Here is a 12932-nt window from a genome sequence, read left to right as displayed (position 1 = left end):
TTTATTCACGGTGATAAGGGTGATTGGTACTCAGCGACCACGCCCGATACAGGCTTTCGGCCACCACCACTCGCACCAACGGATGAGGCAGGGTTAAGGGCGATAAGGACCAACTTTGTTCCGCTGCGGCTTTACATTCTGGCGACAGCCCCTCTGGCCCACCAATTAACAAGCACAGATCACGCCCATCATTTTTCCAACTCTCTAACTGCTGCGCCAATTCTGCCGTGGTCCAAGGTTTGCCCGGAATATCCAAGGTCACAATCTTACCTTTCCCACAAGCATTGAGCATGGCTTTGCCCTCTTGTTCCAAAATGCGTTTAATATCGGCATTCTTACCCCGTTTACCGGCAGCAATTTCCACCAATTCAAAGGGCATATCTTTCGGAAAACGGCGTTGATATTCTTCAAACCCGGTTTTTACCCAGTCAGGCATTTTGGTTCCCACGGCAATGAGCTGTATTTTCATAAAAGTGCGGTCAATTTTCGGTTAATTTTTACGCCCAAAGTTTTTCAAGCTGATAAAGTTCACGGCTATCGGCTTGCATAATATGCACCATGGCTTGGCCAAAATCCACCACCACCCAATCAGCCGTGGCTTTGCCCTCTTCGCCAAAGGTTTCAAAGCCAGCTTGTTTGCTTTCATCAATCAGTTTTTGAGCGAGTGAAGCTACATGGCGACTAGATGTTCCGGTGCAAATAATCATATCATCGGTAATAGATGATTTCTTTCTCACATCAATGGCTTGAATATCCGTGGCTTTCAGGTCATCTAACTTATGAATTAAAAAATCGGTTAAGTTCATATTGTATTTTCTATATGCTATTTAAAAGAGAGCAATTTTAACACAGGATTGAAAGGATAGGAAATGTTTGGTGCCCGCTAATAGGACTTGGATCATTAGGTTAAATTATCGTATGACTTGACGACCATTATTGCCTAGTATAGATTATCTCTATACTCCTTTTCTTCTAATAAGGCATTTTTATATTAACTAACTGGCTTTCTCTCATTTTTACATTTCTTTTTTCATATTTATGCACAGGAAAAAACAACTCAGCAAGTTGAACAATAGAATGCGACATCGGCCAGTAGTAAAATAAGAAAGGGAAGTATCTGAATATATGTATACTAAGGTGGCATGTAATGAGAAATAGGTGGTTGTTCGTTTTCTTGATCTTTTTTAGTGGTTTTATGTTTTGCTGTCTACCTATATTTTGGGTTTATAAGATTATTTTTTATTTCCGAAATGACATTAGCTTTTCCGACATTGATTTCAGGATTCCACTAGACCACTTTATATGGTCTATTAAGATGTCTTTATTTCAGAGTATAAATTTTGTATTCTTTTTCTGGTTTTTTAACAGAGATAAAAATTCTTATACAGAAAAACCTAGGAATTTATTTTCTTATAAGAAGAAAAACAAAGATCGTTATCGTTAGATAAATAGCTTTAGTCGATCTCTACATTGTGAATATAAAACAAGAATTACAAGAAAGAAATTCTCAATGTAAGTATGGCAACGAATGTCTAGATTTCGTAATCTGGTGCCCCCAACAGGACTTGAACCTGTGACCAATCGATTATGAGTCGACTGCTCTAACCGACTGAGCTATGGGGGCGGTTGAGAAGTGCGGTGATTATATGCAAAACTTTGATGTAAGTCTAGTTTTTCAAAAATATTCTGGCGGATTTGCAGAATTTTTTAGCATATTGCCAAATGATTGTAGTATTATTTCACCATGCACTGTTCAAGTGCGGTGAAAAAATGATTATTTTATCTCATTAAGGAGAATTGTTATGTTTACGGGTTGTTTAACCAATGCTGATTATGCTCGTGGTTTACCAAAAGTGATTGTAGATGTCTGCGAACATTTAAAAACCTTGGATTTGGCGAGTTTAGAAAATGGTCGTCACGATTTGACCGCAGACATTTATATGAACGTGATGTCACCTGAAACGGGTGCGTCAGAAAGCAAAAAAGCGGAATTACATCATGACTATATTGATGTGCAACTGTTAATCGAGGGTGCTGAAAATATTGAATATGGTATTGCTAGCCCCGATTTATCCCAATACGAACCCTACAATGCAGAAGATGATTACCAAGTTACCGCCAGCGAATTTGCGGATAAAAATACCATTTTAATGCGCCCGAATATGTTTGTGGTCTTTTTACCTTACGAACCGCATAAACCTTGTGTCAATGTGGACGGCAAAGTGGCAAAATTGAAAAAATTAGTGGTGAAAGTGCCAGTCAAATTGTTATAAGGTTCAGATGAAAGGCCTCTTCCTACGTATTGTTGCGAGCCTTGCATTGTTACTGTGGGCCATTGATATGGTGTTCCCATGGCAACAAATCATGCGCTCAGAATCCAATCATTACGCAGAAATTATTCAGCGCAAAACCCTTGTGGTGGGCACCATCAATAATCCGGTGTCCTATTTTATTGATGCCAATGGTGAAACGGGTTTAGAGTATGAACTGAGCAAAGCCTTTGCGGACTATCTCGGTGTGCAATTAGAAATTCGCACCTTAGAGAACAGCGAGGCGCTGTTTGAGGCCTTAAATCAACATGAAATTGATGTTGCGGCAGCCAATTTGCTGTATCAACCGCAAAAAAACGAACACTTCCAAATTGGCCCTGCCTATCATTCTGCCTCGTGGCAATTAGTTTATCGCCAAGGTCAACCTCGACCAAGCGGGTTAGATAAACTGCAACAGGAAGTAGTGATCGCTGGCGGTAATGAATTAGACAGTTTGTTGCAAAGCAAAAAAGACCGCTTTCCCGCCTTGCGTTGGTCCATTGATCACAAACAAAATCAAGAGGCGTTGTTGTTGCAAGTAGCGGATGGCAAAATTGCTTACACCATTGCCAACTCCCTTGATGTGTCAGCCATACAACAAGTGAAACCACAAATTGCGGTGGCCTTTGATGTGGCGGATGAAGCCACGGTGCATTGGTATTTGCCCAACAGTTCCTATAATGAATTGCAAGCCGCATTGTTGGATTTTATGCACAATGCCATTGAAAACGGCTTAATTGCACACATTGAGGAAAAATATTTCAATCATTTCCGCAAATTTAATTATGTGGATATGCGTTCTTACACCAACGCCATAGAAACAATTTTGCCCAAATACAGCGCACTTTTTGAGAAATATCAAGGGGAACTAGATTGGCGGTTAATCGCTGCGGTGGCTTATCAAGAATCCCATTGGGATAAAGACGCCACTTCACCTACCGGGGTTCGTGGTATGATGATGCTCACCAAAGACACCGCCGCTTACTGGAAAATTACCGACCGCACCGATCCAGAACAAAGTATTAAAGCCGGTTCCGCTTATTTAAACTGGCTGATTAACCAAATGCCAGAAAGCATTCCTCAAAACGACCGCATTTGGTATGCCCTTGCGGGATATAATATGGGATTAGGGCATTTGCTTGATGTACGCCGTTTAACCAAAGATCTTGGTGGCGATCCCGATAACTGGTTTGAGGTGAAAAAAAATCTACCCTTATTAGCCGAAAAACGCTATTATACTCGTCTAAAATACGGTTATGCACGGGGTTATGAAGCGTTTCAATATGTGGAAAATGTCCGGCGTTACATGAATAGCCTGATCAATTATCACCGTGTCAAAGAAAACCAAGCCAACGAACAGGCAATCCAACCGACAACAGAAGGGGAAGAATAATGGCAATCAAACACAAATCACACCTAAAAAGAAGCCGAAAATCCTTTGCCGAGCAAACTCGCCGTACGGAACGAATTAGACGCTTAAAACAAGCGAAACACCGCATTGCAATGCGTCATGCGTTGGTTTTCCATTCACAACAAGAAGAATAAAAAAAGGGGAAAATAACACCGCACTTTAGTACAAAAACGATCTCACGGAATGTAAAAATTTCGCTAGAAAATTGTACAGGCTAACGATATAATTCAGAAAATTTCTCTTGACATCTCACTCATTAGGATACAAAAATGAACAAACAAACAAACAAACAAACAAACAAACAAACAAACAAACAAACAAACAAACAAACAAACAAACAAACAAACAAACAAACATAGCTAACCTTTCGCTAAAATTCTCTCCTTTATTTTTAAGTCTTTTTGCTACGCCTGCTTTTTCTGCTCTGCAAGTTGAATGTAATCCTGCTGACGCTTGTGAAGAAAGTACTTATGTGTATCCACATGTTAAGGATACCGCTCCAACGGGGACAATTGTCACTATTTCGCAAAATTCTCAATCCCCAAGCAAGTTTCCTGAAGTAGAATCATACTCTAATAATGATGTGAATATGCTGATCTCTTCTCATAACAAGTATGATACTTTTGTGATGATTAAAAATCTTGGAAGTGGTACAGTGAATATCACAGGCACCCCAAGTGGAGAGAGTATTAGGGGGGCTGTAAACTTGAGAACTGGACGACTTCATATCCACGATACTAATTTTGGAAATTTTGACACCCCAGGTGACGTAACCTATCCAGCCAGTTTAGATCTTGATGTTCAGTACAAAAACATAGATACCAATATAACAGCAGATAATATTAACATTATTCGTGATGAAAATAATGCGATTGGATTGTCTATTTCATCTGCGAGATCATTTCTTGAGGCTACATTGAATAATCTGACAGTTAATCTTACCGGAGAAAATAGTTGGATCGCACACGATTGGGTAACGGAGCAAGATGAAGGCAAAAACGTTATTATTAAAGATAGCTCCTTATCTGCTGAAAACGGTTTTGCAGTGACGGATTACGATGCAAGAACTTCGAATGCAACAAGAGAAATAACCCTTGAAAATACCACGGTAAAAACCAACGGTTATTTAATTTATGTAGAACCAAGCACGGATCAAAATAAATATACCCTAAATGCCATAGGAAGCACTTTGTCTGGTCGGACACAACTCACTTCAGCAGAAACGGGATATCCACTTGGTTTTGACTATACGCAGCTAGGAAATAACTATCAATCTCGTGATGTGTTACCATTGGGTACTGAAGTTTATCCAATGATCTTCAACTTTGACAATACTACTTGGAATGTGACTGACAACAGCGGTTTAAGCGAATTAAATATGCAAGGCAATTCTAACGTAATTTTTGATGACAGTGATGACGAGTACAACACCTTATGGGTTCAGGATCAGTTATCTGGCTCTGGCACCTTTGAAGTGAGTACTGATTTAATTAATCGTAAGAGCGATAAAATTATTTTAAACGACAAATCGGAAGGACATTTCAATGTGGTGATTAATAACACGGACGCTGTACCAGATGATCCAAATCATCATGTTCCTTTCTTAGTCATCAACGGACCAAGCACAGCCACTTTTGGGCTTAGTCTGAAATACGAGGATTTAGGCGCCTATCGTTACCGTGTCTATCAAAAAGGTAACGAGTGGGTTTTCGGCAACCGCTACGGCGAGTTGAGCGAATATTCCAATGCCTTAGCCTCTATCCGTCAAGCGGAATTATTACACTTTGAACAAAGTTTAGTGGGTATTCACGACCGTTTAGGCGAATTAAAACAAGGTAAACAAAGCAATGTTTGGGTTCGCAACTACGATTCGCGTTTAGAATTTGATAGCACCGCCGTCGACAGCGAAAGTCGCACATCAGGCTTTACTCAAAATTATTACAGCTTACAAATCGGTGCGGATACGGCGATTAATGATTTAGTCCAAGTGGGTGGATTTATTGGTACCGCACGTTCTAAAGTGGATTATAACGGCGATTACGGCGAAGGCACATTGAACAGCCAAATGCTCGGACTTTACGCCACTTTACACACCGACAATGATTTATATTGGGATAACATTGCCAAATATGAACGTGTCAGAGTGAAAAGTGACGGTGTGGACAGCCATCATTTAAACGGCTACCAACTTTCTACCGAACTTGGCAAAGGCTTTAAATTTGACAGCTGGACAGTGACACCAAACGCGCAATTAGTTTGGTTAAAAACCCAAGCCACCCAAGGACAATCTGCGACTTCTTCACTTTACACCCGCGCAGGTTTGCGTGTGGCGAAAGCCTTTGATTTTGGCAGTTTCAACTTACAGCCTTACGCTGAAGTGAACACAATCCACGTGAAAAACAGCAACAGCGATTTCCAAATCGGTAAACGCACCTATGATATTGCCTCTAGTGGCAACCGTGTTGAAACCGCCCTCGGCCTAAACGCCCAAACCGGCAACCACCGTTTTGGTCTAGAAATAAAACGCGCCAACGGTAACCGAGTAGATGAAAAATTAGCGCTACAAGCAGTGTATCGTTATAGTTGGTAAGCACACAATCAACCTCCAAATCAAACGAAGATGGGGAAACCTGTCTTCGTTTTTTTGTGAATGCCACCTCTCCCATCTTGCACAAAAAGCAGAAATCCCCTAAAAAAGCGAAAACTGCGGTGTTTTTTCCACAATTTTCACTTGAATATTCCCAATAAATCGGTATAATCCTCGCCTTACAGTCACATCCTATTTTCGTTCCTTGCTTCCGCAAGATTGGTGACTGGTCTTACCGTCGGAGGCTGATTAACCCGTAAGGAGCAGTAATGCGTCACTACGAAATCGTTTTTATGGTTCATCCGGACCAAAGCGAACAAGTACCAGGTATGATTGAACGCTACACAGGTTCTGTCACAGAAGCTGGCGGTCAAGTACATCGCCTAGAAGATTGGGGTCGTCGCCAATTGGCTTACCCAATTAACAAATTACACAAAGCACATTATGTGCTGATGAATGTAGAAGCGCCTCAACACGTCATCGACGAGCTAGAAACAACATTCCGTTACAACGACGCTATTCTTCGTAACGTAGTTATTCGTACTAAGCACGCCGTAACAGAAGCGTCCCCAATGGTTAAAGCCAAAGACGATCGTCGTCCAGCTTTAGCTGAAGTTGAAACCAACGATTTTGAGGATGCTGAGGAGTAAGTTGAACATTGATAATCGTTTATCGTTAATCGGCACCGTTGCGGATTTACCCAAACGATCAAAAAGCCCAAATGGAATTGAACATTGCCGCTTTTATTTAGAACACCGTTCTGAACAAAAAGAAGCTGGACTACCACGTCAAGCATGGTGCAAAATGCCAATCCAAATCAGTGGCAATCAATTAATGCAACATACTCAAAGCATTACGGTCGGTAGCAAATTATTGGTGGTGGGGTTTATTAGCTCACACAAACAAGCCAACGGCTTAAGCCAATTAGTTTTGCATGCCGAGCAAATCGAATTTATAGATTAGGAGAGTAGCCAAATGGCACGTTATTTCCGTCGTCGTAAGTTCTGCCGTTTCACAGCGGAAAATGTCGTAGAAATCGATTATAAAGATATCGCAACATTAAAGAACTATATCACAGAGAGCGGCAAAATTGTCCCAAGCCGTATTACCGGTACTCGTGCGAAGTATCAACGTCAACTAGCTCGTGCAATCAAACGCGCACGCTATTTAGCGTTACTTCCATACACTGACAATCATCAGTAATCAAGGAGAACAGGGTAATGCAAGTCATTCTTTTAGATAAAATTGCTCACTTAGGTAAAGTGGGTGATCAAGTCAATGTTAAATCAGGTTTTGCACGTAACTTCTTAATCCCACAAGGGAAAGCAGTGATGGCAACCGCCGCTAACATTGAACACTTTGAAGCACGTCGTGCTGAATTTGAAGCCAAAGCCGCTGCTGAACTAGCAGAAGCACAAGCTCGTGCAGCACAAATCACCGCATTAGAAAGCGTAACTATCGTTTCTAAAGCCGGTGACGGCGGTCGTTTATTCGGTTCTATCACCACACGTGATGTGGCTGAAGCCGTAACAGCAGCCGGCGTGAAAATTGAAAAATCAGAAGTTCGTTTATCAACAGGTCCATTACGTACCACTGGCGATCACGAAGTTCGTTTCCAACTTCACGGTGAAGTATTCGCAGCATTAAACGTTATCGTTGTTGCTGAATAATTAGCAAATTGCTTTAAAAAACCCGGCTTTGGCTGGGTTTTTTGTTACGCCAACGTTATCACCGCTGAACTGCGGTTTATTTTTCGTTATTTTTTTGTAAATTCTGGTAAAATACCGCCACGTTATTTTTTAACCCGAGAAATATAATGAGCTTATTAAACGTATTAATTTACCCCGACGAACAACTCCGCACCCTAGCCGAACCAGTGACAGAATTCAATGATGATCTACAAACCTTTATCGACAACATGTTTGAAACCATGTACGAACATGAAGGCATTGGCCTCGCTGCCACCCAAGTGAATGTTCATCAACGCGTCATTACCATTGATATTGAGGGCGATAAAGCCAATCAATTGGTCTTGATTAACCCTGAAATTCTGGAAAGCGCTGGCGAAACCGGTATTGAGGAAGGCTGTTTATCGATTCCGGGTTTTCGTGGCTTAGTTCCCCGTAAAGAAACAGTGAAAGTGAAAGCCTTTAATCGCCAAGGCGAAGCATTTACCCTTGAAGCCGACGGCTTATTAGCCATTTGTATTCAACACGAAATTGATCACTTAAATGGCATATTGTTTGTGGATTATCTTTCGCCTTTAAAACGTAACCGCATTAAAGAAAAACTGATCAAATTACAAAAACAAATTGCACGTGGCAATGGATAATGAAGAAAAACCCCGTATTGACATACGGGGTTTTCGGTTAGACATCTGGCGTATAATCATCGCCCGCACCGAGTTTAACATAGGCTTGCCGTTTTGGATCCACCAGTTTAGAGCGTTCAATCATTTTCTCAATGGTGACACCTTGTACCAAAATTGAAAAGGTCACCACGGCATAGGTCATTAACAAAATTAAATCTCGCACATCCACCACCACATCATCACCGGTCATTAATGCCACGTGGCTTGGAATACTCAGCGCCATAGCGAGGGCTAATCCACCGCGTAAACCGCCCCAAGTGAGGATTCTCAACGTGTAGGGATTATATTGACGGAAACGTTGCATGACTTTGAACGGCACCCAAACGCTGATATAACGAGCCAATAAGCACGCGGGAATAGCAATTAACATCATGATAGAACTGGCCCAAGTGAAGTCTACCAATAGCAAAGCCAAGCCGATTAACAAGAATAATAAGGAGTTTAACGAATGGTCGACCATTTCCCAAAAATGATCTAAATAACGTTGGCTTTGTTCTGAAAACCCATGACGGCGAGTCCAGTTTCCAATCAAAATGCCCGATACCACCATAGCAAGTGCACCCGATACGTGCATAAAGTTGGCGACCATAAAGCCCGTCGTGGGAATAGTGAGGGTGATTAAAATTTCTAAGCTCCCGTCATCAGTGGCAGAAATTAAATAATGGGACACTGCACCGGTGATTAACCCGAATAAAATCCCGCCCACTGCTTCGTGTAAAAACAGCGTAGCAATACCAGAGGCTGAGGCTTCTTGACCACCAAAGGCGACGGCAAACACCGTAGTAAAAATCACTAAGCCAACCCCGTCATTAAACAAGGATTCGCCCTCGACTTGCATGGAAAGACGTTTAGGCGCACGCAAATTTTTGATGATCGCCAACACCGCAATCGGGTCGGTTGGTGAAATTAACGAACCAAACACGACACAATAAATAAAATCAATCTGCCAACCTAATAAACTCGCCGCATAATAAATGAGCGCGCCAATCATCAGGGTAGAAAATAAGGTGGAGAATAAGGCGAAAGTGGCAATTTCCCAACGTTGATCTTTCATTAAAGGCAATTTAATCCCTAACGCCCCTGCAAACAGCAAAAAGCCAAGCATACCGTTCAGCAAGAAGTTTTTAAAATCCAGTTCTTCCATAATATGGGTAGCCACGTTATCTAAGCGCAACCAGCCTAAAAAGCCTAACAGCAATAACACCAACGATCCCACCATGGCAGAGGCCGTAATGGCAATGGTAGATTGCACTCGGTCGCTAATTTTATGGGTGATGAACGCCAATAAAATCGAAATGCCAAACAAAAAACAGATATAAGCGTAAATACCCATATACTATCCTTAATATTAAAGTAAAATTATTTTTTCCAGCCTTTCAACGCATCTGCAAAGGCATTGTTGCTAAAGCTAGACTGACGTTCTTGGCGTTTGGGTGCTGAAGTGCGGTCATTTTTCGGATCTTTTTTGTTTTTTTGCACCGCACTTTCTTCTAACCGCATGGTTAACGCAATACGTTTACGTGCCACGTCCACGTCTAACACTTTGACTTTCACCACATCACCGGTTTTCACCACTTGATGGGGATCTTCCACAAATTTGTCCGACAACGAGGAAATATGCACCAATCCGTCCTGATGTACGCCAATATCCACAAAAGCACCAAAATTAGTCACGTTGGTAATGGTTCCCTCTAAAATCATGCCCGCTTTTAAATCGGTGATGTCCTCCACACCCTCCATAAAGGTGGCGGTTTTGAATTCACCCCGTGGGTCACGGCCCGGTTTTTCTAATTCTTTGAAAATATCTTTCACCGTTGGCAAACCAAATTGTTCATCCGTAAATTGTTTCGGATCGAGCTGACGAATCGCACTGGCATTGCCCATTAATTCTTGAATTGATTGTTCCGTGGCTTGCAAGATTTTTTCTACCACCGCATAGGTTTCAGGGTGAACCCCCGAGGCGTCAAGCGGATTTTTACCGTTATTAATGCGCATAAAACCCGCACATTGTTCAAAGGCTTTTGGCCCGAGACGTGGTACTTTTTTCAATGCTGAACGGCTGTCAAAACGGCCATGTTCATCACGATAATCCACGATATTTTGTGCCAAGGTTTTACTCATACCTGCAACACGAGCCAACAATGCAGAAGACGCCGTGTTTAAATCCACGCCCACGGCATTTACACAATCTTCCACCACCGCATCCAATTTGCGAGCTAACTGCACTTGGTTCACATCATGCTGATACTGCCCCACGCCAATGGCTTTGGGTTCAATTTTCACCAATTCCGCCAAAGGATCTTGCAAGCGACGAGCGATAGACACCGCTCCACGTAAAGACACATCTAATTGTGGAAACTCTTGTGCCGCCAACTCCGAGGCCGAATACACCGACGCCCCCGCCTCGCTCACCACCACAATTTGCGGTGCCTGCGGTATTTGTTTAATCACTTCCTTAGCAAAACGTTCCGTTTCTCGTGAGGCGGTACCGTTACCAATGGCAATCAATTCTACATGATGGGTTTTGATTAATTTAAACAAGGTCACTAATGCGTTATCCATCTGACCGGTATGTGGATAAATCGTCGCCGTATCTAACAATTTACCGGTGTTATCCACCACAGCAACTTTCACGCCCGTACGCAACCCGGGGTCTAAGCCCATGGTATTTTTCGCTCCCGCCGGTGCGGCCATTAAAAGTGCGGTTAAATTTCGGGCAAAAACATCAATGGCCTCGTCCTCCGCTTTTTCACGCAAGGCGCCCATTAATTCGGTTTCTAAATGTAACGCCACTTTGATTTTCCATGTCCATGCAATCACTTGCTCACGCCATTTGTCGGCGGGTTGTGCATTGAAACGCACGCCTAAATGCTCACGGATAATTTCCTCACAATAGCTTGAACGACTACCCTCCTCGGCATCAGGATCGGCATTTAAACTGAGTTGCAAAATCCCCTCATTACGGCCACGCAACATAGCCAATGCGCGGTGTGATGGCACATTTTTCAGTAGCTCTTGATGATCAAAATAATCTTGGAATTTGGCGCCCTCGCTTTCTTTTCCCTCAAAAACCTTGGAAATTAACACCGCACTTTGTTGTAAATATTGACGTACTTTCGCCAATAATTGGGCATCTTCCGCAAAGCGTTCCATTAAAATATATTTTGCGCCATCTAATGCAGTTTTGCTGTCCGCAATGCCTTTCTCCGCATTAACAAACTGGCTCGCCGTACTTTCAGGCTCATGATTCGGTTCTGTCCATAATAACTCTGCCAACGGCTCAAGCCCCGCCTCAATGGCTATTTGGCCTTTGGTGCGACGTTTGGGTTTATAAGGGAGGTAAAGATCTTCTAGCTCGGTTTTGCTTTGGGTTTGCTGAATTTGTTGTTGTAGCTCGTCAGTGAGTTTACCTTGTTCATCAATGGATTTTAAAATGGTTTGGCGACGATCTTCCAGTTCCCGCAGGTAAATCAAGCGAGTTTCAAAATGGCGTAATTGAGTATCGTCTAACCCACCCGTAACTTCTTTGCGATAACGAGCAATAAAGGGAATCGTATTGCCATCATCCACGAGTTGAATAGCAGCCAAAATTTGGGCCGGACGAACGTTTAATTCGTCAGCAATCAGTTGGGAAATTTGTTGGTTTAACATTTGTTACATCTTTGTTATAAATCAATTCAAAACTGTGCATAGCATACTGGTTTTAGGGCGAAAAATAAAGCCTTTAATTCACTTGGAGCTTATCTAGATTGGCGTTGTTGAGTGAGTTAAAAGAGGTGGTGCCAGTTTTGGCGAAATAGAAAAGGTTTTGTACAAACGTTCTCTCTCACGCCCCAATTTTTCAGCGAGTTCAGACATGCCTTTCGTGCTAGATAGCACACTCAATCCTGTTCTTCTTGTGGTTAAAATATAGACAAACAAACAATCGCCAATTGTGCAAAAAAAACAATGTTAGTATAAAAAAGAATCCACTAAAACTCACTCATCTAAGGAGAAAAAATGTGTGAAAACAAAAATCAACCTAACCAAAATCTAGCTACATTAAAAGATATTGGCTATTGGGTTTGGATTGCGGTCGTAGCATTATCATTTCTGATCTCATACAATTACATTTACGCTGACGATACTGTAAATATAGAAAGAATTCCATATGGGATAGGATTTACGATTGCAACAATGTGTGGTTATTTTCAATATGTGCTTAGAAACCCGACGCAAACAGGAGCAAGCATTGTGTTTAACTTCCTCAGTATT

General features: G+C 42.0%; 13 protein-coding genes and 1 tRNA gene. 9 read left to right on the top strand and 5 right to left on the bottom strand.

The window, feature by feature from the left end:
- Position 1: 1 nt before the first annotated feature.
- The 3 genes from rlmH to ACTG7X_RS03450 all read right to left on the bottom strand — a co-directional run bounded on the left by rlmH (position 2) and on the right by ACTG7X_RS03450 (position 1624).
- Positions 2 to 469, bottom strand: coding sequence for a 23S rRNA (pseudouridine(1915)-N(3))-methyltransferase RlmH (rlmH, locus tag ACTG7X_RS03460; RefSeq protein ID WP_439257155.1), 468 nt, complete (start codon positions 467 to 469; stop codon positions 2 to 4).
- A 28-nt stretch (positions 470 to 497) separates the two neighbouring features.
- Complete coding sequence (gene rsfS, locus ACTG7X_RS03455) at positions 498 to 806, bottom strand: ribosome silencing factor (RefSeq protein WP_439257154.1); 309 nt, start codon at positions 804 to 806, stop codon at positions 498 to 500.
- Between the two features lie 741 nt (positions 807 to 1547).
- Positions 1548 to 1624 (bottom strand) — tRNA-Ile (locus ACTG7X_RS03450).
- A gap of 178 nt (positions 1625 to 1802) precedes the next feature.
- Here ACTG7X_RS03450 and nanQ point away from each other — a divergent pair.
- The 9 genes from nanQ to def all read left to right on the top strand — a co-directional run bounded on the left by nanQ (position 1803) and on the right by def (position 8639).
- A complete protein-coding gene (gene nanQ / locus ACTG7X_RS03445) occupies positions 1803 to 2273 on the top strand; it encodes an N-acetylneuraminate anomerase (protein WP_439257153.1) in 471 nt (156 codons plus the stop codon).
- 7 nt (positions 2274 to 2280) lie between these two features.
- Positions 2281 to 3702 carry a membrane-bound lytic murein transglycosylase MltF gene (gene mltF, locus ACTG7X_RS03440; RefSeq protein WP_439257152.1) on the top strand — a complete coding sequence of 474 codons (1422 nt, stop codon included), beginning with the start codon at positions 2281 to 2283 and terminating at the stop codon, positions 3700 to 3702.
- Positions 3702 to 3854 carry a hypothetical protein gene (locus tag ACTG7X_RS03435; RefSeq protein WP_439257151.1) on the top strand — a complete coding sequence of 51 codons (153 nt, stop codon included), beginning with the start codon at positions 3702 to 3704 and terminating at the stop codon, positions 3852 to 3854. Before mltF ends, ACTG7X_RS03435 begins: the two co-directional genes overlap by 1 nt.
- A 455-nt stretch (positions 3855 to 4309) precedes the next feature.
- A complete protein-coding gene (locus ACTG7X_RS03430) occupies positions 4310 to 6310 on the top strand; it encodes an autotransporter outer membrane beta-barrel domain-containing protein (RefSeq protein ID WP_439257150.1) in 2001 nt (666 codons plus the stop codon).
- A gap of 266 nt (positions 6311 to 6576) precedes the next feature.
- Positions 6577 to 6957: a 30S ribosomal protein S6 gene (rpsF, locus tag ACTG7X_RS03425; protein WP_439239846.1), complete on the top strand. Its 381-nt coding sequence runs from the start codon at positions 6577 to 6579 to the stop codon at positions 6955 to 6957.
- Positions 6944 to 7270, top strand: a complete 327-nt coding sequence (priB, locus tag ACTG7X_RS03420; protein WP_439257149.1) for a primosomal replication protein N — start codon at positions 6944 to 6946, stop codon at positions 7268 to 7270. Before rpsF ends, priB begins: the two co-directional genes overlap by 14 nt.
- A gap of 12 nt (positions 7271 to 7282) precedes the next feature.
- On the top strand, positions 7283 to 7510 hold the full coding sequence (gene rpsR / locus ACTG7X_RS03415) for a 30S ribosomal protein S18 (RefSeq protein WP_005759927.1): 228 nt from the start codon (positions 7283 to 7285) through the stop codon (positions 7508 to 7510).
- 17 nt (positions 7511 to 7527) lie between these two features.
- On the top strand, positions 7528 to 7977 hold the full coding sequence (rplI, locus tag ACTG7X_RS03410; protein WP_439257148.1) for a 50S ribosomal protein L9: 450 nt from the start codon (positions 7528 to 7530) through the stop codon (positions 7975 to 7977).
- 146 nt (positions 7978 to 8123) lie between these two features.
- The gene (def, locus tag ACTG7X_RS03405) at positions 8124 to 8639 is read left to right on the top strand and encodes a peptide deformylase (protein ID WP_439257147.1); all 516 of its coding nucleotides are present in this window, start codon (positions 8124 to 8126) and stop codon (positions 8637 to 8639) included.
- A gap of 37 nt (positions 8640 to 8676) precedes the next feature.
- Here the strand turns inward: def and ACTG7X_RS03400 are convergent, their stop codons facing one another.
- Positions 8677 to 10011: a cation:proton antiporter gene (locus ACTG7X_RS03400; RefSeq protein WP_439257146.1), complete on the bottom strand. Its 1335-nt coding sequence runs from the start codon at positions 10009 to 10011 to the stop codon at positions 8677 to 8679.
- Positions 10012 to 10037: 26 nt separating this feature from the next.
- A complete protein-coding gene (locus tag ACTG7X_RS03395) occupies positions 10038 to 12329 on the bottom strand; it encodes a Tex family protein (protein ID WP_439257144.1) in 2292 nt (763 codons plus the stop codon).
- Positions 12330 to 12932 lie beyond the last annotated feature (603 nt).

Source organism: Lonepinella sp. BR2271 (assembly GCF_051851515.1).
GTDB lineage: Bacteria > Pseudomonadota > Gammaproteobacteria > Enterobacterales > Pasteurellaceae > Lonepinella.
This window is presented reverse-complemented; position numbering and strand designations above follow the sequence as displayed.

Bases quoted from the DNA above. Each gene is read 5' to 3' on its own strand.
- ACTG7X_RS03400 (WP_439257146.1), bottom strand. From the start codon at position 10,011: ATGGGTATTTACGCTTATATCTGTTTTTTGTTTGGCATTTCGATTTTA.
- rlmH (WP_439257155.1), bottom strand. From the start codon at position 469: ATGAAAATACAGCTCATTGCCGTGGGAACCAAAATGCCTGACTGGGTA.
- priB (WP_439257149.1), top strand. From the start codon at position 6,944: ATGCTGAGGAGTAAGTTGAACATTGATAATCGTTTATCGTTAATCGGC.
- rpsF (WP_439239846.1), top strand. From the start codon at position 6,577: ATGCGTCACTACGAAATCGTTTTTATGGTTCATCCGGACCAAAGCGAA.
- def (WP_439257147.1), top strand. From the start codon at position 8,124: ATGAGCTTATTAAACGTATTAATTTACCCCGACGAACAACTCCGCACC.
- nanQ (WP_439257153.1), top strand. From the start codon at position 1,803: ATGTTTACGGGTTGTTTAACCAATGCTGATTATGCTCGTGGTTTACCA.
- rplI (WP_439257148.1), top strand. From the start codon at position 7,528: ATGCAAGTCATTCTTTTAGATAAAATTGCTCACTTAGGTAAAGTGGGT.
- rpsR (WP_005759927.1), top strand. From the start codon at position 7,283: ATGGCACGTTATTTCCGTCGTCGTAAGTTCTGCCGTTTCACAGCGGAA.
- ACTG7X_RS03435 (WP_439257151.1), top strand. From the start codon at position 3,702: ATGGCAATCAAACACAAATCACACCTAAAAAGAAGCCGAAAATCCTTT.
- ACTG7X_RS03430 (WP_439257150.1), top strand. From the start codon at position 4,310: ATGCTGATCTCTTCTCATAACAAGTATGATACTTTTGTGATGATTAAA.
- mltF (WP_439257152.1), top strand. From the start codon at position 2,281: ATGAAAGGCCTCTTCCTACGTATTGTTGCGAGCCTTGCATTGTTACTG.
- rsfS (WP_439257154.1), bottom strand. From the start codon at position 806: ATGAACTTAACCGATTTTTTAATTCATAAGTTAGATGACCTGAAAGCC.
- ACTG7X_RS03395 (WP_439257144.1), bottom strand. From the start codon at position 12,329: ATGTTAAACCAACAAATTTCCCAACTGATTGCTGACGAATTAAACGTT.